Consider the following 23,344-nt stretch of genomic DNA (forward strand, 5'->3'; position numbering starts at 1 on the left):
CCTCACGGTTGTCATGTGATCGCGCCATAAGCCAGCGGGTCTGAAAATCCCGCGCGGCAGAGCGCCTTCGACAGATTCACTTCGCTGTCGAGATACTTCATCAGTCTATATACACCCACCCGCCCCATCACGACGCCGACCAAGGCGAGCGCCATTCCCTGCCGCAGGATCAGCTTGAGGATGTTGCTACAGGCGACGCCGACCGCCATGCGAATGCCAATTTCGCGCCCGTTATTCGTCCTGTGTGCCCATGTTGCTGAGCGGCAGGTTCCCGCCCACCTGGCGCACGGCAACGCGCCCGAGACTATATTGCCGAGCCCCTCGCATCGTCGAGAGGGTACGCCTGAAAGTCAGAGGTAGCTATGCAGCGTATGACACGGTCAAATCAACGCGGCCAATCTGAATCTGTGGCCCGCCAGGATCGCCAAACCCGTCCGACCGCAAGCCCCGCGAGGGGTGTGAATCCAAGCATCTTCGCCGTGAAGATGTTTGTGCTCGTAGTTCTCGTCTTCGGCTTTGAAGTCGCAATCATCAGGATGGATGCAGCCATTAAATTACTCTGCCAGTTCGTCGTCGGACTTCTCTTTGCCCACGCAACCGAGCTTGTCCATCAGTGCATCCACAGGACTGCCACAGGTAGCGCGCCTGTGGACCACACCTTAGGCATCCTCTTGGGGATGCCCTCGGGCACATCCTTCTGGCATTACTTATGGTTCCATTTCCGGCATCACAAGTTGACCGGCTCTTTCGAAGACATTGAGAGCTTCGGCTACTCTTATCAGCTGATGGAGTCGCCTTCCAGGCGGCGAAGGATCTTAGGCTTCCTTTGGCATCTGTCGATGGTGAGTCATTACCTGACAGCACTCAAACGGATGCTTCTTGCAACAGCCGGGCGTCTGTCCGCAAAACTCGCGGCGGACTTCCCGGACATTCACCCTCGCGTCGCCGCAAACATCCAGCGCGACTATGCCATCATGGCCGTCCTGCTCGCCGCGGCGCTGCTAGCCACCGTCGCCTTCGAGACGAAACTGTTTGTTGATTTGTGGTTGGTACCGTTGTTGATCGGGTGGGGGCCATCACATGCCCTGATCGAACTGCCCGAGCACTTTCAATGCGACAAGCCGGCAAGCGATGCCTGGCTCAACACTCGAAGTATTCAGGCGGGCCGCTTGGCGCGCTGGCTCACAAACTTTAACTGTAATCACGTTGGTCATCACCACAACATGGCCGTTGCGATGGAAGAATTGCCGCGCTACGAGCAGACTCTCGCCGAACAACACCCGTTCAAACACCTTGAGCCATCCTACCCGCAGTTTTACCTGCGCTTCGCGAAGTTCCTCTTCACTGGAAGGTTCACGAAGAATGGTGCAGGGCACGGCTCCTCGGTATGAAGACCTTTGCAACCACTTGCCTGAGCCGCACCCGAACCCCGTGCCAACCCCAAGATTAATAATCCTGCTTCATTCACCCCTCGCGTCCTTCGCCAACTCTCCTTAAAAGCCTACGGCGTCTGGTTCCGCAAGGCGCTGTGCGGCCTCGCCTCACTGTACTCCTCCTGAAACTACACAACGACTAGAAAGTCTTTCCAAAAAGGCAGTTGGTCAGGTATGGGAAGCCGAAATAAGCCGCGCTTGAAAGCGTAGAGGCTCTGGCGTGGGAACTTCGTCAAACCCAAGACCGAGGCGAGCGAGCGGACGCTGCCGCTGCCGACCGTGCTGCGCGATGTTCTGTTCGGTCACCGACAGAAGGCCCGCTCCACGGGCGAGGCAGACTTCGTCTTCTGCAAAGCCGATGGGGGCACCTGTGATCCTGACCATCTTCCTCAATCGTTCCCTAATTGTTCCCTTCGTTCAATGATGTTAAAGAGCCGGGTGCGATTTAAAGACGCTGGAGGGGCCATATTCAGGCCCTTTTTCATCGGTGGTTTCTTCTTTTTCTCTGAGAATTAAATGGCCCTGGAATTTAGATGTGCTCGCCTTGGCTTTGAGCAAAAGTGATTTACAAGTGTAACCATGTAGGGTATAGTTTGCGGGCCTTGACGGGTTGTGCCATCGATAGTAAGCCATCTTGTTCTCAAGGCCCAAGCGGAACGGCCGTTTTCTTATCTGAATAGAAAAACCGAGGAGTTTTTTAGAAAGCCAATCTGCGATATACTCGGCTTTCCTCCTATAGGCTGAATTTATTTTAACGTGAGTTCGACATAACTACAGGGCTGCTGGCAGCAGCTTGTCGAGTTCTTTGACACGCAGATTCAACGACGGCAGCTTCTCCTTGTATGTGTAGGCAATCAGCGCTGCGACGACGTTGACCAAAAAGTTCGCCGGGCTGCGATGCCGGCTATGCTCGATCTGACAGATGTTCTTCAACTGATCATTGATCGTCTCGATCAAGGCTCGCTTGCGCAACAGGAGTTGATCCCACACCGACAGCAAACGCTGCTTCATATTCTTTTTGATCTTGGTGATCAGTTGCAGGCCCTGCGCGCTGAGCACCGCTTGCAGCGCCTGCGAGATGTAGCCGCGGTCGCCGAAGAGTTTGCCGTAAAGCCCGCGGGCCAGCCTCGCCACCGGCTTGCGGTCATCGACGTTGCCGGGCGTCAGGTGAAAGGCCAACAACTCGCCCTGGTCATTGACGATCAGGTGCAGCTTGAAGCCGTAGAACCAATCGACACTGGATTTGCCGCGTTCGGCGACATGGGCAAAGACCCGGTGTGAGGGGATTCTGCGGTTGTGGCAGACAGCAATCGGCAATGAGTCAATGAAGGCAACCCCAGCGGTCTGGCCTTTGCGAGTCTGCAAGTAGAAGCATAGCGGCACAAGCGCCGCGGGCATCAGCTCGACGAAGCGGTTGTAGCTGACGAGGTTGGGGAATTCCGAGCGCAGGTGAAGGCAAATTTCTTTGCGGTAATAGTCTTTGAAGGTGCGATAGCCGGATTGTTGAAACCAGACGATGATCGTCAGGACTTCGCTGAGGATGAGCGTGGTGTGGCGCTGGCGTCGGCGCGTCCCCGCCTCTAGCTGTTTGGTGTTGAAGGTCGGCTCGAAGGACTGGCAGAAATCGTCAAGATCGGAGAAAAGCGGTAGAATGGAATGGTTCATAGGAACTCCTTGAGGTTGAAAGATTTGTTGGTTAAGCATTTCAATCATACCTCAAGGGTTCCTCCCTTCTTATGTCGAACTCACGTTATTTTATGGCCTGCTTAAAGCCCATAAAGCCAGGTTGTTCATCCGGCAAATTCAGACCACTTTTTCAACGGCATCAATCCTAGACAGCCGCTTCATCATGGGTAGTGGTCAGCAAGGCCCATCGCTTAAATTCTTTGTAGCGCATCAAATATGTGGGGAAATTCTCAACACATTGGTCAATCCTGGAGGCCGTGAACCTTTAGGTCTAGACTCCAGCACGAGAGCGCTCGCTACCGTTTGAAAGATTGCCTGGATAGCCATGGGGTAAGCTAATATGAGTAGCATAAAGCAGGACCCAAACACTCTCTCTGACGAGAAAGAAAACTTTGCTGAATCATTGGGCATCGAGGCTATTGAAAATCTGGCCAGGTTGCTAAAAGAGCAGGCCGGAAGGCCACACAAGCAACCTCTTGATACAGGGAATCTGCTGGATGGAGATATTAAATCTATAGAGACTCAACTGGATGCGACTATGTTTCCGGGTTTGATCTTTTTGATGCGCTTGACGAAGTATTAGAGCGAGTGGCAACCGTCATTGAAGGGGAGATTCAAAGGACCCACCAGCAGCATGCCATTTTAATCGTCGGCGATTCCCCGCCTCCGCCCTCAGGATTTGACGACGTGCTATGGCAGCATCTGGTTGATAAGCCTGTCCGCACGAACGCCCGTTGCTCGCCGCACTTCGCCGAAGCCCTGAAGACCTTAAATCGTCTGGCTGTCCCGGTCGGGTGGCTTTTCATCCATTCAAAAAAATCTCCAGGGAGAGGAACTGGCTATTCGGATAATGCCGAACAGTTTCATTCGCTTTCTGTCTTCAAAGAGGAAGTTTTCCTGGCGCTGCGGAAGATAGACGGTATCAGCATCGAAGGGTGCGCCGGGCTGGCCGACATTCGGCGGGGCCTCTCTAACGTATTCAGCCGGATGGCGCATGGTCAATCGGCCATTCCAGGATTGCAGATCATTAAAGTTATTTCAGGTGGAAGGACGTTCTAAGCATGAACATCAGTAAGTTACGCACCGTCTTATCGGAAAAGACCTTATCGCATAAAGCCTGCGCGCTTGCCATCGTCGAGTTGGCGCGAGATTCTTCGCAAAATGACATCGAAGACGCCTTCGAGGTGGCTTTGCGCACAGGGATTCTCGACCAGGTCCGCGCCAATCGCCTGATTGCGCTCTTTGAGTCGCTGGCGAGTAACGAAAGCGGGCAGGAGAGAAGTTTGACCGCTCATCCGGAAATTGTTTCTCTCAAAGAAGAAATAGACCGGCTGACTGCTCAGCGTCACAGCCTCGAAAGCCGGCATAAAACAGCCGCAAGCCTGCAAGCCGACATCCAGGCGCTCAAGGTCGAATTGCAGGAACGGCAATGTGAGGCTAGCTCCCTGATGGAGGCTGTGAGCGCGATAAAGCGACAGCGCGGTCGGCTGAATGCGTTGATGCAGGAGGTCAAAGAATGAATCTTGCTGAGAAGCTTGCCAGTGCCGTACTCAACGCCCAGGCGAATATGAGACAGGCAAGGGCGCTAACCATAGCTGAACTGACCAAACAGCGTAATGAATTGCGGCGGCTAGGTGAAATGGTTATTGACTCAAGTCAACTTCAGCAGCAAAAACTAGAACTTGATCGCTCCTTAAACCTTGTCACGTTAGAAATAGAAAAGCTTATAGCTGAACGCGATAAAGAATCAGCGATTCTCAAACAGGAATTGCAAACTGCCTGGGAGCGGCTTTCCAAGATTTACAATACAAAGCTGAAGGAAAATCATGCTCAGCAAACGGTAATTAATTTCAACGATGCGATAGAGGCATACGCCGTTGACCTTGAGAAACTGGGTATTGACGTTCAGCAAGCTACGCCTGCTCAACTTCGCAAGCAACTTCCCACACTGGCGCGTATAGCCGCATTGACGCGTAAAAAAGCTGAAGAAATAGCGGGAGAGGCTTCGAAGAGGCTGGAAGCCGGGTCTGCTCTGAGCCAACAATATAGAGCATTACAGGAGGAGCAATTCCAGATCGAACAGCAATGGAATGAGTTGCGCCAAGCACTGCGCCAGCACTATAGATCGGGCGAAACCGGAATCATGGCAGACCTCGAAACTATGGACAAAAGTACGGCAAAGCGGCTACGGCAAGAGATTCTGGCCCCCCAATTGAATGACGCGCGCATCGAACGTGAGAAAGGGCTGACAAATGCCGACCCCCTCAAGGAGCTCGACTCTTTAACCTCTCACTCATAATGACCATCTGCTTCAAGTAGGCCATCTGAGCTGTGCTCGGTCAGCAGTTCCAAATATGCCCGGGCCGAGCATCAGGAGCCCGCCCGGGGTTGTCTCAAGATGCCGTTCTATTTCGAACCGCATCCATAACCGCACCGGAAAGAAAACGGGTAGATGAGTTCTCTATCCGAAGGGTATGTAACAATCACAGAATCGGGTTCAGCCATCGGGGCATTCTCCTCGTGAGTGCCTTCAATTTCCGGCCACCGCGCGCACCGGCCTCGGCACCTGAAGGGGCCGATTGCGATGGCGCAAGTACAGGTTATTGAAGATCAGGGCCATGCCGGTCAGGACAGCGCCAATCACCTGAACTTTCGATGGGAGGACGCCGCCAACTGCCGAGATCAAGAAAGTTGTGATGGGCACCACATCCATAAACAGAACTCCGTTCAATGGCGTGAGGCATCGGTTGCCCAGGTTCCAGCTTAAGACGCCGATAAAACCTGCGCAGAAAGCCATGTATGCCAGGTGCGGAGTGATGAAAGCCAAGGTGTGCAGCGAGGGTACAGAGATCACTCGCGTGCCGAGGAGGATCGCGTTTAGGGCGAAGACGCTGGAAAGACCGAGGAGCGTCGTGCCGGTGGTGTACTGAAGCGGCGACAGTTGCGGATAGTAAGCGGCACCCACCGTGTAGATCACCCAGCACAAAGCGCCGAGAATAATCAGCGCATCGGCTCCATAGTGCTGGGGCTGGTGAATGACACTGAGGAGGTCGCCCTTGGTGATGACCAGCAAGACGCCGCTTAACGACATCAGGATGAACAAGACGGAGTAAAGCGGCGGGGCGATTTTTCTGAATGCCCAGTTCACTAGGAGACCCAGCATCGGCTGAGTCGCCATCATGATGGAGGCGGTTAATGCGCCTTCTTTACCAGCAAGCTGTTGCCCGAGAAACACAAGAAACTGGAATCCCGCAAATCCAGCGGTCCCGAACATCCAGAGCCGGATGATGTCTCGTTTAGTCAGATTCCACGCCCGCTCACGTTCCTTGATCAGCAGCGCGACCAGAAAGGCCATCCCCGCAAGCGAGTATCGCATGACTGTGAAGGTGAAGGGGTCAATCTCTGTAAGCGCACTAGTCATGACGGGAAACATAGCCCCCCAGGAAATCGTGGCGATCAAACAATAGAGAACCCCCTTCGAATATTGATTCGGTGAGATCATAGTCGGCCTCCTGCCCCTCAAGGGGTAACATTGATTCTAGTTGAACAACTTGTGAGAATCCCTGAGCCGCAAACACTCGTGCTAATTCGACCGCATTGTGCCTGCTCGTCAGTAACAGGGAGTACGAGGGGGAACGCTGCTTACGGGCGAGCGGCGAGAGATCCCGGCGCACAGCGGCCGCCACTTCGGCTGCCGGGTCTAACCAAAATCGCACGTTCGTAAACGCTTCGCTCAACTCCGGTCGCAGTAAGGGAAAGTGCGTACAGCCTAAAATAACGGTCGTTACTTCGTCGCGCACGCTGGCTGGCATCAGGACTTCGAGCACGCCGACGAGTCGCTTACCATCGATTAGCTGGCGGTTGGCCATCTTCTGCTCCGCCATATAGACCAGGTCCAAACTTCCGATGGCCGAGATTTGCCCCTGGTTGTGTGTGGCGATGAGGTCCTTCACGATGCGACGTTCGAGCGTGGCGGGAGTGGCAAGCAACACCACTCTGCCGCCAGCGCTGACGCTTATCGCACGCATGATCGGCGGGATCACGCCGTAGATCGGTACAGGGTTGTGATGATTCAGCCGGTCGGCGATGGCTGTCGACGCGGTATTGCAAGCCACCACGATTGCCCTGGGTTCAAAATGATCCTCTAAGATCGAGAGCAGCTCGTTAACGCGTCTGGCGAGCAGCCCTTCGTCTTTATTGCCGTAGGGGAACCAACCGTTGTCGGCTAAATAGATCAAGTCGTGGCCCGGGCAATACTTCATGAGTCGCCGAGCAACGGTCAGTCCCCCAACCCCTGAGTCATAAACGATGAGTGGACGGTAAAGCATCGAATTCCCCTATGCCGCAATGGCGCGGCTGAACTGGCTTTGGCGCAACGTCCGAGATTTGCGAAGGTCGTTGGTGAAGACGACCCGCGACAGCCACCGGGCACTAGGCCCGTACCGCGCCTTGAATGCTTCGCGCGCGTGGACGCAACGATAGTTGTCAATAAACACACAATCACGCGCCCGCAAGGTGATGGATATGCGGTTGGCAACGAAGTGATCGAGCAGCTTTTCAAGCGCCCGTCGCTCAAGCCCGCCATAATCTTCAAGCTTCAGCAAGGTCGTATTGATCCGCACATAAGGCTTGTCTGAGCAGCCGAACAGAATCGCTTGTGCTTCTTCATTGACGACGCCCGAAGTCGCGTGAATCGGGTTGTGGGCAATTCGGAACCGGGGTTGGAACAGGGCGTCGCGCTCCTCATCTGTGAGCGCGACACCATCCACGCAGGAGATCGTCGTTGTCACGCGCTCGACATTGCGCATACAAGCAAGACTGATGTAATCCGGACGAGAAGGATGGAAGGCATCTTCTGTGTGAAAGCCGAATGCGAGACGTGATCCCGCGCTCGAATTGCCCATCACCTCATGTTCACGCCGCGGAATAATATTGTTGTAAACGCTACCTTGCCGTTGGCTCGTGAATCCTATTGCCTCACCGAGAAGGCTGCCATACAGCCCCTGTAGAAGCTGCAAATCGTTAAGCTCGTATCCCGGTTCCATCTCTGGATAACCTGAGGGCGTTGGCCCTGGCCCTTCAGCCAGCACCGGATTGTCACGCACGAGCAATACAGGCGCTTGTTCTTCCCGTTTGAAGCGATAAAACGCCTGCCTGATTCGCTTCGGCATCTCCTGCGCAAAAACGGTGGCTTCTTCCAAAAAAGAATGTTGATTCAGCAGCCGTTGATCGGATCGAATCTCGGCAAGTAGTGATCGGATCTGGCTTGCCTCCTCCGGCATAAGCTCTATTTGTGTTACCGCTGTCGTCATGTTGACCTCCTGGAATCTATTGCATCTTCAATTAGAGATGCACGCCTGCTTTCGCAAACAGGGCGGGGACCAGTCGAAAGCTTTCGAGCCGCGCTTCATAAAAGGGCAACACGTGATCATCGACTGGAAAGTCGCTCGTGAGATCATGATGTCCACCAGTCCCGCTATCGAACTGGATGTGTTTCTCCAAATAGTGACGGAACGCGTACAAACCCGGGGCTGACCAGTCAGGTGCGTCCAATATCCGTGCGTAAATCCCTGAAAGCTCCAGTTCACGGCTGAACACAGTCATTGCCCTGTCGGCGCCGGACAAGTTTCGGCAGGCGTTCAGATATTCAACGCCATGCTGAACCAAGGCCTCGTCCATCTGATTGATGACATCATGCTTTTTCAGAAAATGTTCGAGAAATTCGTGGTGATCTCCCGCCTGGCGATAATCATCAAGGAAGAGATTCTTGGTTTTGAGCTCTCCGCGAGCCATTTTTGCTAACCCACGATGATCGGGATAGAGGTCGAGCGCGATCCGCAGGGCCTCGGCAAACTCTACGGCGGCGACCCACGACAAGTACCAGACCTTCGTGAGCTCGGACGTATCGAGATTGGACCAGCTGAGCTGTTTGATCTGTTCGACCACCAGCTTATAGTCAGGTTGGTCGCTCATCATTGGAACCGAATTGTCAGTTAAGGTTGTCATCTGTTGCCTCTCCTTTTTGTCAAGTTCTGTAGTTGTCAAGTCCGACGTGTTTCAGTCGTGTTTCAGTTAGGCAAGCCACAGACCGTTTCCGGCATCTCGCCAAGTAGGAGTCGTTGCGCGACTTACGAGGTTTTCGCAGATGGCTCGCCCGCTTGATCGCGGTGCGCGGCGGTGCGCCGCGGTGCGCACCGCTCGCCGGGCGACGCCTGACGAATCCTTACTATGCTCAGGGCAACTTCCATTTCTAACGTCGCCTTCGGTTCACTTTTGAAGGCCAGGAGCGGTTAATCGCTGCAATCCGCATTCGCCCTTGAACCGGTCTGTGATCAAATTCACATTCAGCGAACAGCTCGCGGCGATGCCGGAATTTGCTCATTGAATGTGGCGCGTTCGTTATGCAAAAGGTGATAAATCGGCAAGAGTGTGGTCTTGTCGGAGGGGGGGCGACGATCAGTTTTGCGATTTGAAAAATTTCTAGGCGAGGCCAGCCTCTTTCGTTAGTCTGTACTTAGACTCTCATTAGGTGTGTCCAAAAGCATTATTGCCACCCAATTCCAAACGAAAATCCTGGGAACAGCAAGAGGAGAGGACGTGCCTGGCTTGCACGTAATCGGCGGTATTATGGCCCTCCGCAAACCAGCCCAGAGCCTGCAATAGTACCTTCTTCGCCTCGTCTTCTCTCCGGCATGAAACCAACATTCGACTAAGACTCACAACCGCGCGCAACTCCAGAGACCTACCCTCCTGGCTATGGGCCAGCTCTATGGCTTGCCTGAAGGAGCGCTCAGCTTTATCCAAGTAGTCCTCCGTCTTCGTTGGATTCTGTCTGGCACGAAGAACAAAGAGCTCCCCCTCGACCCGATAAAGCTCGGGCCTGTAATAGTTCTCGTTGTGATCCGTCGATATACTCAATCCTTCCTCCACGAGACCTAATGCCTCGCCAAGCAAGTGGGGCTTGTCACTCTCTGTTGTCCTCTCAATTGCTTTCGCATATGCGTCTGCGAGCCTGGCCAAAAAGTTCGATACCCCGAGCTTTGCGCTCGCTGCCTCCCAAAGCCCCAAGCCACTACGTATCCGTTCAATACCTTCCGCAAACAACCCGTGCATTACTGAGGCACAGCCCTGAATAACGGTTCCGCAGGCGAGCCAATGTACGAACCCATACTTACTCGATATTTCTAAGAGCTCATTGGCGTACCCCTGAACGGCCTTGCCATCTCCAGAACATTGTGCGAGGCCAGCAGAAAAATGAAGGGCTAGCGCGAGCGTATGATGGTCTAATAGTGTTCTTGCCCTTGCTAGCGCTTCTTCACATCGGCTCGACGCCGTGTCTGGATAACCCAAGTACCACATAGTCCACGCTGCATAGGAAAGGGAAGCAACCCGCACGTCGAATCCCCCCATGCCGGAGTGTGGTTCCTTTGCGCCGTAAGTCGCAATGGCGATTTCTAGATGTTCGCGAGCCTCATTGAATCTTCCCAGGTAAAACGCAGTGGCACCCATTGCGAAATTGGCTTCAGCAACATGGAGTGGCTGTCTCGTTTCTTTGGAGCACTTGATGAGGCTACTTGCGACTATCCAGGCATCTTCGTATTCCGCGGCGACGTGGTGACATCTCCACAAGCCGCGGAGGGCCAAGAAACGATCTGGGGTACTCCCGGATTCTTCGGCCTCCCGTCTAGCCAGCTCATAAGCCAGCCTTGCCTCTCGAGCCGGAAAGCCCTTGGTGACCGACAGATGGAATCCTGCTTGATTAAGCACATAAATCCGAGCGTTCTTACTAAGGTTATGGACGGGCCGAGTCCAGTCTCCGTGCTCGAAAAAGTGCGAGAGTGCGGACAGGAGCGGACCGAAAGCGGCCAGCTTGCTTGTGGCGTAGCGACCATCCCCCCTCATGAGACGAGATCTATAAATCTCATCAAGGACCTGCTCATGCAAGCCGGCCTTGCAACCGTGAGCCACTGCTGCGAAGAGAGGCCCCATTTCCGGGATCGTTTCCGGGTATTGCCTGGCTTTTGTCCTAAGATGCTCGAAAAGGCGCCTGTGGCCTTCCTTCCACCCCTCCGGGTATAATTCCCGGAATTGTGATCCAAAATACTCACGCACGAGGGGATGAGCTTCGAGGACGGTTGTCTGATCTAGCAGGCTATCTGCCAACAAGGCGGCGTCGCGAAGGTTCGAAATTGTAAGTTCCCAGTCGCCTTCGCTCAACTGCTCACTAGCGTCAGTCAAGCCGGGAATGGCCGGCAGCGCGCGAAGCTTAGCTATCGATGCCCCATCGGCCGGACGGTCGAAGAGGCCTATCATGCGTAACACTGCCTGTTCCGGCCCCTCCCCCAGCCATTTAGCATACGATTCCATAACTCGAATAGCATGTGCCCCTTGCTTGGCGTCGACCTCCAGCAGACTGAGTTCACTCGCGCGCCGGGCATCACCGTGACATGCTTTCCTCAAGTACGTACCCAACAGCGCGAGCGCAAGTGGATGCCCCCCAAAACACAGACTTACTTGTTCAAGCTTGTCGTCGCTCCCTCGAACACCCAGCGCCATAAGTAACTGCGCGCCCGCTTTGCTTGAGAGGTTATCTAGTTCGAGAGTCTGTACAGTAGGCGCAGTGCTGTCTTCGAAGTCCTGAAGATCGGCCACCCGTACGCGCGTAGAAATGACGCATAGACCTGGACTCGATGCGGCCAGCTCTCTTAGGAGGACACGAAGCCCCTCGTCTCTCAGCTTGCCCTCTTGGGATCCAGGAGGGAACTGAACGACCTCAAGCCCGTCGAGTACCAATAAGGCGCGCTGTGCCTTGAGCACATGGGCTAGCCGCTCCCCTCTTTCGCCGGGGTAACGTGCCTTGGTAGCATCCGAGTCGCTAAACCAATTCAACGCTTCTGCAATAAAACCATCGGCTGACAGTGTCCGCTCGTAGGTATTTTGGTGATAGAAAGACCTGGCATAAACCCGATGCGCGCCGCGGTAGTTGGCGGTACTCATCGACTGCAACCAGTGAGTGAGCAGAGTTGACTTCCCGACTCCGCCGAAACCCACGAGAACGATGATATGCGTATTTGCCTCCTCCCATGCTCTGTTCAAGAACTGTAATGCCTTTTCGCGACCGAATAAGTGCTGGCCGGTTCGGGGCAATAGAATGGAAACATCGCGAGCCGATAGGGGGGGACGTTCGCCAGATTGTGGTGGAGGCGCATCCCCGTCAGACAGGAACGGCCCTAGTATGCTTGGGCTTTTGTGGGAGCCGGCCTCTGGTCTCCGTCCTTCACGAATGTCGAGAAGCCAGGCGAGGCTGGCCGGGTTTAGAGCTTTGAATGCTTGTTTACCCCGAGGTTCGCTCTTCAATCCCTTTCGAATATATCTGGCAATGGAACGGGCGTCCCGGAACGGAAGTCCGAATGCTGTGAGTGCGGCCGCCCGAACACAATCAGAGAGATCATCCGGCGCGCTATCGCCGACCCTGGCATTGAATTCGTTCACGAATCTAATGAGGTCTTCAAGCCTCGGTGGCGTCCTTAGAGGACACGGTTCTCGGCCGCTATTGGTCCGAAACCGATTCTCGGACGATGGAATCAAATCCTCGCGCTCAAGGATGTTCCCCTTTGCCCTGCCGACCGCGCGTGTGATCGCATTCTTCAGCTCGCGTACGTTTCCGGGCCAATGGTAGGCTTTCATCGCCTTGACGACGTCCGGCTCAATGGTAAAGGCCCTGTCGCCGATGAAATGGCGTGCGAGAAGCGGTATATCGTCAGGACGATGGCGGAGAGTGGGGAGCACGATCTCCAGGACGTTGAGGCGGTAGAAAAGATCAGCACGGAACTTGCCTTCATCAACCAACTTTTGGAGGTTCACCTTGGTGGCGGCGATCACGCGGACGTCAACTTTGACTGTGCTCTTGCCCCCCAGCCGTTCCACCTCGCCGGTTTCGAGCACCCGGAGCAGTTTGCCCTGAGTCTGAAGAGGCATGTCGTCGATGTCATCGAGGAAGAAGGTTCCGCCGTTTGCGCGCTCGATTTTGCCTTGCTTGAGTTCTCTGGCGTCAGTAAAGGCCCCCCTCTCATGACCGAACAGCTCATCTTCGATCAGGTTCCCGCCTCTGGGGCACGAGAACACTTCCATAGGTTTACCGCATCGGCTGCTACGGTTGTGGATCTCGCGTGCTATAACTTCCTTTCCTGTTCCGGTTTCCCCTTCGATGAGCACGGTTGCGTCTTGCTTGGCGCATTTCTTTAAGTCGTCAACCACTTTTTGCATTTCACGCGAGCAGTGAATGATAATTGGGTCGAGTGTGGAACGAGTGGGCTCATCTAATTCTTTGATGCTCATTCGACGCGCCTCCTTCTTACGCTGCTCTCATTCCCTAAATTCTTGAAGCCCCTTGACCTGGGGTATCAAGGAGTACCTCCTTCGTGGAGGTGACTGCACCTATACCATCGGCATGCTACAGGAAACTCGATCAAGGGTTTGCTCCGTCTTGCCCATACCTGTAGAAGGCAAAAGCGATGCCGCGAGCTTCCGGGTTAACTTAAGTGGCTGATGTTAAAGGAAGGATGCATGCTGGAAGAGTGGCTGGAAAGGTAAACTCAGAAGGAAAATCCACTGAATATTGTGGCAATTCCATTTTGCCTGTCTGGCTGGATACGCGACTGTGGGATTAACATAAGATGGAGGTTAACTGTCGCCCGATTTTGTACGAGGTTTGGGCCGCTGCTTGGATTTGCCTTGAGGTTTGGGCCGCTGCTTGGGTTTGCCTTGAGGTTTGGGCCGCTGCCTGGGTTTGTCTTTAAGAGTGTCAAACGCTTGCCGGCCGATTTGCAGAAGTTTCATAGCCTTTGCCCGGCCCACCTCAGCCTCGAAGACTTGGATAAGAGTTTTATCCACCATTTTTCGTGTAAAGGGCGTCTTGTCGACCGCACCTTCGCGAAATAAGGCATGGAGCCGACTGACGATATCGTTACCCCCCAGATGGTAGGCCGGATCGAATTTGATGGCGCTATCAATATCTATGGCGTCGATGACGGTATCCGTTGGGTGGACGCTTCTGACAACGCGGTGAATGACGTTTTCCAACTGTCTGAGATTGCCCGGCCAATTGAGTTCTCGCAATCGGCTCATCGCCGATGCTGACAGCACAAGGGATGGCGCATTGGGGGATGTCCCTACTGCCTTTGCAAGGTACCGCTTCACCAGCTCATCCAACACTTCATCGCCCTTGAGCTGATCAAGGGCGCGGAGTTCAATCACATACGATCCGAGACGATAGAAGAGCTCAGGCAGGATGCTGTTATAAGGCGGCGTCAGCGCGGCCACATACCAGACATCTAGATTTTTGATCTGGTGTTTCTCCATACCACCCAAAGGGAGGAAGGCGCGGTCCTGAATGGTCGTCAGCAGTTGCGCCTGTACAATCGGCGGGACATATCTCAATTCATCGATAAAAAGCATGCTCTGGTTGGCCAGGGCAATGCGGGGGAACCTGAAATCTACAGTCGTAAACACGCCCGGTAAAACGCCGAATAGTTCAGCGGGCGCCGTGTCCGCGCTGGCCCCGACAAGATTCGTAATGACAGGTTTCTCGGGAAGCTTTTTTAAGTCAGGAATGCTTTTTTTATGTTTCTCTATGATGGGGTGATATTTGGGCTCAAAGTTCTTCTTGTTCAACATGGCCTCGAACATGCTTTCGCGAGCCTCTTCTCGTCTATCCTTTTCTTCTTGTTCTAAACCGTTCAGCCATCGTGTATACAGATCCTGCGCTTCACTTGATTTGCCAGTCCCCGTCTCACCCAGGAAAACTACGTTTGAAGGGCGACTCGAGAGGCTTCGCTTCAGCAAATCAGTCTCGATCTCACTACATTTAGAGTACGGAATCGGCACACGAACTTTCGGTTTATCGTTTTGCGATACAGCCATCCCGCGCCTCCCACTCTATCGCCGGATTGTGTTCCGTTACAGTTGATCCGAATCTTTCTCGCTTAGTACGCTTGCGCATGCTTTCCAAAGACGTTCTGGGCCATGCACGGACGAGAGTACCCTATTCGGAGAGATTTTGTAAACATTAACGATCTCATTACCTAACAACTGACCGTTAGGTAATTTTTTGTCGAGATACTCGGACAGAACGACAACCTTGCGCCGTTGCTGTAGGGTAAGGGCCTTGAGTATCTTGAGACCTCCACCCAGAATGTTTCCATAAAAGTCCATGTCGAGGACGATTAGATGGAGATCAGAGCCAGCTTCTCTGATCTTTTTCAGAACCTCATCCACGTGTGCGCAGGTCGTTCCCTGGGCGATCTCAAACTCCTTTTCAATCCTGGTTTGCAGGAAACCCTGAATTGAGTTTCTTAAGTTTTCTATGTCGTTGGCTACTATGTAATGAATCACCTTATTCTCTCTCCTTATTCTGTTGCTGCAATAGCTTCTGCGGAAGCCGGTGCGTTTGCGGGCAGTTCGATGCGGAAGACCGTTCCATCCTTATTGCTTGATTCCAATTCGAGGTTACCTCCTGCGAGTTGCATCAGGTACCTTGCGACCCAGGTTCCATTGGGTTTTTTGAACAGCATGATATTCGGCGGGATTGGAGGGCCATTGTTTATCATACGTACAATCACGGCAGATTCGTTACCCTCGTTATGACCCTCCTTCAAGTCTATATAGATATCAGGGGCCTCTGCGGCTTCGCCGTTTTCGCGGAGGCGATCAACTGCCCACTCCAGAAAAAGCGGGGGAACCCAGGCGATGTATGGATCATTTTCGCTGGCTTTATTTAGCTTGAACTGCCGCTCCTTAAAAAAGTCATTCAAAATCAGGGGCGTTGCTTTGAGGCGCTCCGGCCAATGATTGAAATAGTCTCTGGCATATTTTATGGCCTTACGTGTAGGGCTCAGTAGCTCGTCAGACGGTGCGTGGAGGGCATAGGATAACCTGGCAACATTCAGGTCCAGGGATGTGAGGGGCTGTCTCAGGTCGTGTCGCAGAGTAGAGCTGAGGGCTATTAGTAAGTCAGTGACATCCCTGCGCTCTTCTTGCCGCGCGATGGCCGCATTCTTGACCATCGTACCGAAGCTGAACATCGTGAGAATCAGGGCAAATTTAAGAAGAATGGCCAGGATGTAGCCGTCGAAAAACAATTCCTCTCTGTACGCGGTGAGTTGTACCGCGCCGTAGAATAACATGCTGACCGCCGACGCCAACCCCACAAATTCTCGACGCTCGCGGTTCAACTCTCTTAGGAGCCCGAGTCCGAAAGTCATGTGCGCCACGCAGTTTCCCAAGATGTCTGGACCCCAGGGCAGTGGTTCAGATAACGTCCATTGGAGGCATAATGAGATCAATGCGAACAATATGTAGAAGGCCCTCGCGAACCGGTTGCCGAGAATTCGCCTGAGCGTCTTTAAGTCTATGCCTCGGTCCGTCGGGCCTCGAAGACTGCTGTGGAAGCGGCCCTCAAGCTGTAGCAGGTATGATCCGGCAAAAAAAAAGCCGACGCTCGCTAGCCCACTAAACACCGGAATTCCATATATCGCGAGTTTTGACTTCTCGTCAAAGTAACATTCTGACGTAGGATGGAAAGTACTGAGATCGCTCGCGTACTGGAGCATCCAGCCGAATAACGCCACGCCTAGCCACGGTATAATCTGCCGCGCTTCTGGGACTATTCCCCTGCGGAATTGCCGGCGTAATCCCCACGCAAGAACGCAGATGAGCGCCACGATCATGACCAGGTTGAGACTGTAAACTGAGAATCTCAATTGCTCGTATACGCACTGACGTTGGCTGTACCAGATCCAGCGGCCAAAGTAGCTAGATATGAATTCAGACATTGAACTCTCCTTTAGCTTGGCTTTGTCGGAATCCCTTTCATACAGCCCTTGAGCGAGCGATTGTCGAACGCTTAGAAAACTGCTTACTTTTCATAAGAGCAAGACTGGCCTGCGAGGGCACAAAATTGTTTATCGTGCATTCATTGTGCCATATTTGAAATAATCTTCAAGCGGTTCTTTATCATCACTTTGCAAACTCATTATCCCACGGACACCCCCTTCCCCAAGCGGAAGAGCCACGCGCAGTTGTGGAACTTCCACTCGACCTATTTGGGAATCCGTGCGCACATTCTGCCGGAGTGTTACTCCAAGAGTTTCCCATGCTTTGCCCATCGTGTTTGCGGCTGCCTGTTTCCTCAAGTTTCAGTGGAATTGCGAGATCAGCGCCCACGATCCCGAAGGGGTCGGTGTCCGTATTTACCGGCCGGCAGGGAATAGGCGGCCGGTTCAATGTTGCGACTCGTGAGCAAGCGACGACAGTGGTATTTCAGGCCGAAGGCTCGCTGGGGTTCGCGCTGGCAATTGGCAACTACAACATACCAGAGAATGCCGATACTGTTGCCGACGTCGCAGTTGGAATTCCAGGGGCCGGACGTTCGCAGCCGATCAGGCGCGCGGGACGTGGCAGGGCAGTTGTATATTTTGGCGGCCCAACGCTGTTGAGCGTCACAACGCGACCGCGCTCTGCCTTGACCCCCCGCCTGCGCCAGAACCGTGAAGCTTGGCCAACCCAGATCTGGAATATGAGGCCAGCTTGGGATTCGCGCTAGCCTTAGATCATCGGTCGCGTTAAGCTGTGCGATTCACACAGATACTTTCAATTTACTTAGCTCCAAATCCACTCGGTGATTTTAGTGCTGTATCCGCTCTTTTCCAGGGTCGCACAGCGCCTCAACTTCATCTGTGAACAGCGTCTTCAACTGATCGGATCGTAGATGAGGCCAAGAGAAATGTTGTTTTAATTTATTGGACAGGAGTATAATGCCGGTTCGATTCGGTTCAGCCGAAATATTTCTGCAAAGCAAATTGCTTATCTAAGACCAATGAAAATGCCTTCAAATTACTCTAACCATCTGGTTCAGCTAAAGGAGAATGAGCGATGAAGCCACCGCCGATTTTCGGCAATTGGAAATCGCTCCCGTCTTAGCGAAGATCAAGAAACTCCAGTGCGATGGCGGCTATCGTGACAAGAATGGACTGTTCTTCGTCGAAGGCATACGCAACTTCGTTTCGGCAGTCGATGGCGGCTTCTCGATAGATGCCCTATTTTACTGCGAGAAACTTCTTACCTCCCCCATCGCCAGAAAGATGGTGCGCCGCTTGAAACGGGCCGGCGTTCCCTTCGCGCGCGTTTCTCCAGAACAGTTTCGACAAATTTCCCAGACCGAACGCGCATCTGGGGTGGGAGCGATACTTCGCCAACATGCCCAAAGGCTCGATCAGACAAATCCCAACGAAAGCCTATGTTGGGTTGCCCTCAGTCGAATCCGCTCGCTTGGAAATCTGGGTTCGCTGATGCGAACATCGGCAGCCGTCGGCGCCGCCGGGTTTATCTTCATCGGTGACGGCGTAGATCCTTACGATCCGAATGTCGTCCGAGCGACGATGGGTGCAATATTCAACCAGAGGATCGTGAGAACAAATGCCGAACAGTTCCGAGACTGGATAAAATTACATAATCTACAGGTCGTCGGGGCTTCTCCCGATGGACAATTGAATTACGACCAAATTGGTTACGCACGTCCGACGATCCTTCTACTGGGAAATGAGCGAACCGGACTGACCGAAGGCGAGCGGTTAATATGCAGATATATCGTTCGCATCCCAATGAAAGAAGGCGTAGATTCGCTCAATGTCGCGGTAGCGGGCAGCCTGCTTCTGTATGAAGTTTTTCGATCATCGCTTCATCAGTAACAGCTGATGGATATATTGAAAGGAGGTCTATGAATCGCACAGTTAAGCTGCACGCCGACTCACACCATTTCCTCGAAGCGCAGAAGGTCTACCCGTTCTCGGGCCTAAATTTTCCGCTCGATGGCTTGGGATGATCCTCACACGAGAGTGTTGAAGACCTCGACACGATTTTCCGATGAGTCGCGGTCGAATGGCAGGCCCCCTACAGCACCGCCGATGTGGCAAGCGATAGCCGCCCAGACGGGCGCTGATGGGCGATCAAATGGAGAGTCCCCCGTAAAGCAAGGAAAGCCCGCACAAAGCGCGGCCATTTCGCGAAATGGCCGCGGCTGGCAGCGTCCGCTTAGCGCCTTAGAATAAACACGTTTGATTCGACTCCATTCCTGATCACCTGAATCGTGTTGTCACCCGACTTGAGCTTGAGCTTCTTGGCTTTGCCCTGGAGTTGAATCGCCGTGTCGGAGGCGCTGACCACAAAATCACTACGGTTCGAGCCGTTGATGATCACCTCCGGAAAGACGCCGAAGTTGCGCCCTGAAATGGTTAATGTCTTCGGCGCAGTAAAGACGGCTGAGCCAATCTCCGGGAAGGTAAAGTTAAACTCCCGCCGGAATACGCTGCTGCCGAGTGTCCCGGCGTAAACGAGGCGAGGATTTCCCGGATCGACCGCAACCGCATCAATCGCGGAAGGCCGCAGGCCGTCATTCATCGGCTGCCATCTTGCCCCGCTGTCGGTGCTCACGAATACGCCATCGCCATGAGTTCCGGCATACAGGACGTTCGGGTGGGACGGGTCAACAGCAAGGCAATACACGTTGAGGTCCGTAATCCCGGCCCTGCTTGAGACCCAGTTAGCGCCGCCGTCCGTGCTCTTGAGGACCCCGCCAACCCCAGCCAGATAGAGCGTCGTGGGGTTGGATGGGTCTATGACTAACACGCGCGCAGAGGTATCATGGCCGGCAAAGTCGAGCTCGGTCCAACTCGCGCCGCCGTTCGTACTCTTGAACAATCTCTCGCTCGCGGCGTAAATGGTATTACCATTGGACGGATCAATCGCCAGGTAGTGGGGAGAGGTGCCACCCAATCCATTGTTAATGGCGAACCAGCTTGCGCCGCCATCGGTGCTCTTAAAGGCGCCTTCATCATCATAAGCAGATCCGGCATAGACGATTTGTGGATTTGACGGGTCGACGGCGATGGCGGGTGCCTCCGTATCAAACACCGCGGTGTTGATGTTGTTCCAACTGGCGCCGCCATCCAGTGATTTGTAGGCCCCGTAATCGGTCCCCACGTAGATGATGTTGGGACTTGACGGGGCGATTGCAATGATCCGCGCGAATCCCACAATCCCGCTATTGCTGAGACCCCAACTCAAGCCAGCGTCCGTACTGCGATAGAGCCCCTGAGAAAACGTCCCTGCATAAATGATGCGCGAGTCCGCAGGGCTGATCGCCAGGGAGTGGATGTCCGCGCTATAGATTCCGGCATTGACGGCGGCCCAGCTTGCGCCGCCATCTGTCGATTTGAAGACGCCGCTGATTGTCCCTACGTATAAGACGTTCTTGTTTGTCGGGTGCAACGCCATAGTAAAGCTGGTCAGATTGCCGAGTCCGCTATTGATCGCCACCCAGTGGGCGCCGCCATCCGTGCTCCTGATGACGCTAAGGGAAGCCACTCCGGCATAAATGGTGCTCGGCGCTGCCGGGTCAATCGCCAGCGCATACGCGTGGGAGCCTACGGTTGCGTAGGGCAGCCTGGCCCAGTCGGCGCCGCCATTGGTCGACTTAAAGATGCCATTGTCAGCCGCCGCATAAATCGTCGCCGGGTTTGAAGGGTCGAGGGCGATGTCGTTGACGGTCGTCAGAGGCGACGTCGGCGGCGGGAGGTCCCAATGGCCTCCGCCGTCCGTGCTCTTGACGATGCCGCTTTCCGTCCCCAAGTAAACGATGTTGGCATTCGACGGATCGATGGCCAGGCGGAAGATGCGATTTCTCAGCAGCCCATTTCTGATGCCGGTCCAGCTCGCGCCGCCGTCGATGCTCTTGAAGACGTTTTGTGTGTCCCTTTCGTCCGCGCCGGCATAGATGGTGTTGGGGTTTGTCGGGGCGATGGCGAGCGCGATCATCGAAGCGACGGGTGGTTTCGCTACCGCCCAGGTGTCGCCGGCATCAGTACTCTTGAGCAGCCCGCCATCGCCCGCGCGAAAGAGGATGCGAGGGTTGGTGCTATCGATCACCAGCGCGCGGACCCCGCCATTGTAGGCAGGCCTTGGCGCGGCCCAGGTCGCGCCGCCATCCGTCGATTTGAAGACGCCGCTGACCGTCCCGACATACAGCGTGCTGGGCTGCGACGGGTCGATGACCACACTCCGAATGATTCCGGTGTAAGGGCCGATGCTTGTCCACCGATCATCAGCGGCTTGGGTCACGCCCCCGGCAACATGGCAGAGCATGCCTAATAGGAATAACGGTCGAAGCATGGAGCGGGGGTTGAGATACATATCGCTCCTCCCGGCTGAAACCTCATGAACAGTCCCTCGAAGAATCGGGCACAAGGGGAAGGCCCAATTCGATCAGGTTATAGGATGAGACTGAACTCGGGGCTGCTTTTTGGAACTCAGGTCAAGATAGTTTGTAGCTTAGGCGGTAGTCCTCAATAGCCCGAGTCATCATGCCAAGTTCGAACGCCACTCATCTTACGCTTGCGCTCATGCCTTGTCAATATCGCGAAGTTCGGTCTAATCCTAAACACTCGCATCGAGTTTGGCACCGCACTGAGGGCGACGGAATCTCCAATTCCATGATTATCGGGAAATGGCACTTGGATACATTTGCCACTAAGTGTTGTCTACTGACGCGATGTGCAAGTTAAAGGGTTAATGCTTCAGCCAATCGCAGCGAATGACCTTTGCCAAAACCGGCTTGGCCGCGAAAGCCTTTGCAGCGCGGCGCGCGGGCAAAGTGGCAGACCGGCACCGGGAACGAGTCGAGCAAGGCGAACTGCGGGTCGGCATAAAATGATTTCAAGCTCATTTTTCTTTTATGACTCGGCGCGTTGATGGAAGCGGCGTCGGACGATTGGCTGGCGGACTTCGATGGCGACGGCGTCGCGGAGTTGGCGGTTGGGCGCTTGCCGGTGCGCAGCCCGGAAGAAGCCGCGATGATCGTCGCGAAGCTCATCGGCTACGACAAGGCCGCGGCAGCCGAGAGCATGTTGCTGGTGGCCGATAGCAACGACGGGGCGGACTTTGAAGGCGCGAGCCAGCAGTTGCGAGGTTTGATCCCGGCGAACTTGCGAGTCGAGCAACTCAATCGCGGGCGGTTGGATGCGGCGACCGCAAAAGCCCGGTTGCTGGAGGCGATCCAACGCGGCCAGAAATATATCAACTACGCGGGACACGGCTCGGTGAATCTATGGCGCGGGAATTTGCTGACCAGTGAGGAGGCGAGAGAACTGACGAACAAAGGTCGACTGCCGGTGTTTGTGATGATGACCTGCTTGAACGGGTACTTCAACGATCCGGTGCTGGATAGTCTCGGCGAAGCCTTGCTGAAAGCCGAAGGAGGAGGCGTGGCGGTGTGGGCGTCGAGCGGGATGACGCTGCCGGACGGGCAAGCAACAATGAATCAGCAGATCGTTCGGCTGCTCTTCCAGAGCCAAAGCCCGCAGCGGTTGGGTGACGCGACACGAGCCGCGAAGCTGGCAGTCAGTGACAGCGACATCCGGCGGACGTGGATATTGCTCGGCGACCCCACCATGCAGTTCAAGTAATCAGCTATTCCTGTGCAGATGAAGGCGGCACGAATCGCCGTTGCGTTGGCTGATTCCAACGTCAACGGCGATTCGTGCCGGTCAGGCGCAATCGTCCGTCCTCATGATTTGCTACTTGGTTGAGCGGACGGGATGATTAGTCCTCATCCTTGATCGGCACCCGTTGCACGAGCGCGCCCACCCATTGTCCAGGGTTTTGCGTCTGGGTGAAGAACTGCGTGGTGAAGTTCGAATGGCAGATCACGCAACTCGTGTGGAAGGTGTTGCTCAGGGGAACCGAGGTTCGATAGTACCAGCGACCGTCGACGCGCTCGACGGAGGTGTTTCCTTCGCCCTGGAGCGCTTTGGTCAGCGACCGCCGCTCGAACGAGTCGCTGGGAAGGTCGTTGAGGCCGCCCTGAAGCGGGGGAAAAACGCCGATCAGCCGGATATCCCTATTCGCATTGTTGAAGATCAACGAGATCGCCTGCTTGCCCTGCTCCGCGTTTTCTGCGGTGGTCTCGTTGAACTCCGTGAATAGCGCCGCGATCAACTCATTGTGCAAGAATTCGTCTGTCTTCTTGGCGGAAGCCACTTCCTCAGTCGAGGGCGGATTGTCGGGGCGTCCGAAGCCGACGACGCCAACGATAGTGAGCAGAATAACCAGCGCGATGCCGCGTTTAATTTTCATGTAGCGCATTAACGTTCTCCTTTAATTGAATCTGTTGT

At 54.4% G+C, this 23,344-nt stretch carries 19 protein-coding genes and 1 pseudogene; 7 read left to right on the forward strand and 13 right to left on the reverse strand.

Translation table 11 applies throughout. From position 1 onward, the window contains the following. Window positions 1-11: 11 nt before the first annotated feature. Window positions 12-209, reverse strand: a complete 198-nt coding sequence (locus VJ464_26390; GenBank protein ID HKQ08679.1) for a hypothetical protein — start codon at window positions 207-209, stop codon at window positions 12-14. 249 nt (window positions 210-458) lie between these two features. Between VJ464_26390 and VJ464_26395 the strand changes: the two genes are divergently transcribed. Then, window positions 459-1,391, forward strand: coding sequence for a fatty acid desaturase (locus VJ464_26395; protein ID HKQ08680.1), 933 nt, complete (start codon window positions 459-461; stop codon window positions 1,389-1,391). Between the two features lie 813 nt (window positions 1,392-2,204). Here the strand turns inward: VJ464_26395 and VJ464_26400 are convergent. Beyond that, window positions 2,205-3,142: pseudogene (locus tag VJ464_26400) on the reverse strand (IS982 family transposase). 317 nt (window positions 3,143-3,459) lie between these two features. Between VJ464_26400 and VJ464_26405 the strand changes: the two are divergent. The 4 genes from VJ464_26405 to VJ464_26420 are packed head-to-tail and all read left to right on the forward strand — an operon-like array spanning window position 3,460 to window position 5,418. Continuing rightward, entirely contained in the window at window positions 3,460-3,702 is a 243-nt protein-coding gene (locus VJ464_26405) for a hypothetical protein (GenBank protein HKQ08681.1), read from the forward strand. Window positions 3,703-3,707: 5 nt separating this feature from the next. Next, window positions 3,708-4,178: a hypothetical protein gene (locus VJ464_26410; GenBank protein ID HKQ08682.1), complete on the forward strand. Its 471-nt coding sequence runs from the start codon at window positions 3,708-3,710 to the stop codon at window positions 4,176-4,178. Between the two features lie 2 nt (window positions 4,179-4,180). Continuing rightward, a complete protein-coding gene (locus VJ464_26415; protein ID HKQ08683.1) occupies window positions 4,181-4,639 on the forward strand; it encodes a hypothetical protein in 459 nt (152 codons plus the stop codon). After that, window positions 4,636-5,418: a hypothetical protein gene (locus VJ464_26420; protein ID HKQ08684.1), complete on the forward strand. Its 783-nt coding sequence runs from the start codon at window positions 4,636-4,638 to the stop codon at window positions 5,416-5,418. Before VJ464_26415 ends, VJ464_26420 begins: the two co-directional genes overlap by 4 nt. Window positions 5,419-5,649: 231 nt before the next feature. Here VJ464_26420 and VJ464_26425 read toward each other — a convergent pair whose 3' ends face one another. The 8 genes from VJ464_26425 to VJ464_26460 all read right to left on the reverse strand — a co-directional run bounded on the left by VJ464_26425 (window position 5,650) and on the right by VJ464_26460 (window position 16,951). After that, window positions 5,650-6,621: a DMT family transporter gene (locus VJ464_26425; GenBank protein ID HKQ08685.1), complete on the reverse strand. Its 972-nt coding sequence runs from the start codon at window positions 6,619-6,621 to the stop codon at window positions 5,650-5,652. Next, window positions 6,533-7,447 carry a glutamate racemase gene (murI, locus tag VJ464_26430; protein HKQ08686.1) on the reverse strand — a complete coding sequence of 305 codons (915 nt, stop codon included), beginning with the start codon at window positions 7,445-7,447 and terminating at the stop codon, window positions 6,533-6,535. Before murI ends, VJ464_26425 begins: the two co-directional genes overlap by 89 nt. Window positions 7,448-7,456: 9 nt before the next feature. Beyond that, window positions 7,457-8,431: a TauD/TfdA family dioxygenase gene (locus tag VJ464_26435; protein HKQ08687.1), complete on the reverse strand. Its 975-nt coding sequence runs from the start codon at window positions 8,429-8,431 to the stop codon at window positions 7,457-7,459. Window positions 8,432-8,462: 31 nt separating this feature from the next. Further along, entirely contained in the window at window positions 8,463-9,125 is a 663-nt protein-coding gene (locus VJ464_26440) for a hypothetical protein (protein HKQ08688.1), read from the reverse strand. Window positions 9,126-9,644: 519 nt separating this feature from the next. Continuing rightward, a complete protein-coding gene (locus tag VJ464_26445) occupies window positions 9,645-13,457 on the reverse strand; it encodes a sigma 54-interacting transcriptional regulator (GenBank protein HKQ08689.1) in 3,813 nt (1,270 codons plus the stop codon). 345 nt (window positions 13,458-13,802) lie between these two features. After that, window positions 13,803-15,041 carry a sigma 54-interacting transcriptional regulator gene (locus VJ464_26450; protein HKQ08690.1) on the reverse strand — a complete coding sequence of 413 codons (1,239 nt, stop codon included), beginning with the start codon at window positions 15,039-15,041 and terminating at the stop codon, window positions 13,803-13,805. A gap of 36 nt (window positions 15,042-15,077) precedes the next feature. Beyond that, entirely contained in the window at window positions 15,078-15,512 is a 435-nt protein-coding gene (locus tag VJ464_26455; GenBank protein ID HKQ08691.1) for a hypothetical protein, read from the reverse strand. Window positions 15,513-15,526: 14 nt separating this feature from the next. After that, window positions 15,527-16,951, reverse strand: coding sequence for a hypothetical protein (locus VJ464_26460; GenBank protein ID HKQ08692.1), 1,425 nt, complete (start codon window positions 16,949-16,951; stop codon window positions 15,527-15,529). A gap of 1,092 nt (window positions 16,952-18,043) precedes the next feature. Here VJ464_26460 and VJ464_26465 point away from each other — a divergent pair. Beyond that, window positions 18,044-18,865, forward strand: coding sequence for an RNA methyltransferase (locus VJ464_26465; protein HKQ08693.1), 822 nt, complete (start codon window positions 18,044-18,046; stop codon window positions 18,863-18,865). Between the two features lie 343 nt (window positions 18,866-19,208). Here VJ464_26465 and VJ464_26470 read toward each other — a convergent pair whose 3' ends face one another. After that, on the reverse strand, window positions 19,209-21,365 hold the full coding sequence (locus VJ464_26470) for a hypothetical protein (protein ID HKQ08694.1): 2,157 nt from the start codon (window positions 21,363-21,365) through the stop codon (window positions 19,209-19,211). A 367-nt stretch (window positions 21,366-21,732) separates the two neighbouring features. Next, window positions 21,733-21,897: a hypothetical protein gene (locus VJ464_26475; GenBank protein HKQ08695.1), complete on the reverse strand. Its 165-nt coding sequence runs from the start codon at window positions 21,895-21,897 to the stop codon at window positions 21,733-21,735. Between the two features lie 25 nt (window positions 21,898-21,922). Between VJ464_26475 and VJ464_26480 the strand changes: the two genes are divergently transcribed. Then, window positions 21,923-22,636: a C25 family cysteine peptidase gene (locus tag VJ464_26480; GenBank protein HKQ08696.1), complete on the forward strand. Its 714-nt coding sequence runs from the start codon at window positions 21,923-21,925 to the stop codon at window positions 22,634-22,636. A gap of 136 nt (window positions 22,637-22,772) precedes the next feature. On the opposite strand, the gene VJ464_26485 is transcribed toward VJ464_26480, so the two are convergent. Beyond that, window positions 22,773-23,315: a hypothetical protein gene (locus VJ464_26485; GenBank protein ID HKQ08697.1), complete on the reverse strand. Its 543-nt coding sequence runs from the start codon at window positions 23,313-23,315 to the stop codon at window positions 22,773-22,775. Window positions 23,316-23,344 lie beyond the last annotated feature (29 nt).

The organism is Blastocatellia bacterium, assembly GCA_035275065.1.
Classification (GTDB): Bacteria; Acidobacteriota; Blastocatellia; order UBA7656; family UBA7656; genus DATENM01.

Coding starts and splice junctions, on each gene's coding strand:
- VJ464_26405 (HKQ08681.1), top strand. CDS start 3,460: ATGAGTAGCATAAAGCAGGACCCAAACACTCTCTCTGACGAGAAAGAA.
- VJ464_26450 (HKQ08690.1), bottom strand. CDS start 15,041: ATGGCTGTATCGCAAAACGATAAACCGAAAGTTCGTGTGCCGATTCCG.
- VJ464_26445 (HKQ08689.1), bottom strand. CDS start 13,457: ATGAGCATCAAAGAATTAGATGAGCCCACTCGTTCCACACTCGACCCA.
- VJ464_26480 (HKQ08696.1), top strand. CDS start 21,923: ATGGAAGCGGCGTCGGACGATTGGCTGGCGGACTTCGATGGCGACGGC.
- VJ464_26420 (HKQ08684.1), top strand. CDS start 4,636: ATGAATCTTGCTGAGAAGCTTGCCAGTGCCGTACTCAACGCCCAGGCG.
- VJ464_26485 (HKQ08697.1), bottom strand. CDS start 23,315: ATGCGCTACATGAAAATTAAACGCGGCATCGCGCTGGTTATTCTGCTC.
- VJ464_26460 (HKQ08692.1), bottom strand. CDS start 16,951: ATGTCTGAATTCATATCTAGCTACTTTGGCCGCTGGATCTGGTACAGC.
- VJ464_26440 (HKQ08688.1), bottom strand. CDS start 9,125: ATGACAACCTTAACTGACAATTCGGTTCCAATGATGAGCGACCAACCT.
- VJ464_26415 (HKQ08683.1), top strand. CDS start 4,181: ATGAACATCAGTAAGTTACGCACCGTCTTATCGGAAAAGACCTTATCG.
- VJ464_26475 (HKQ08695.1), bottom strand. CDS start 21,897: ATGAGCTTGAAATCATTTTATGCCGACCCGCAGTTCGCCTTGCTCGAC.
- VJ464_26390 (HKQ08679.1), bottom strand. CDS start 209: ATGGCGGTCGGCGTCGCCTGTAGCAACATCCTCAAGCTGATCCTGCGG.
- murI (HKQ08686.1), bottom strand. CDS start 7,447: ATGCTTTACCGTCCACTCATCGTTTATGACTCAGGGGTTGGGGGACTG.
- VJ464_26465 (HKQ08693.1), top strand. CDS start 18,044: ATGAGCGATGAAGCCACCGCCGATTTTCGGCAATTGGAAATCGCTCCC.
- VJ464_26470 (HKQ08694.1), bottom strand. CDS start 21,365: ATGTATCTCAACCCCCGCTCCATGCTTCGACCGTTATTCCTATTAGGC.
- VJ464_26435 (HKQ08687.1), bottom strand. CDS start 8,431: ATGACGACAGCGGTAACACAAATAGAGCTTATGCCGGAGGAGGCAAGC.
- VJ464_26425 (HKQ08685.1), bottom strand. CDS start 6,621: ATGATCTCACCGAATCAATATTCGAAGGGGGTTCTCTATTGTTTGATC.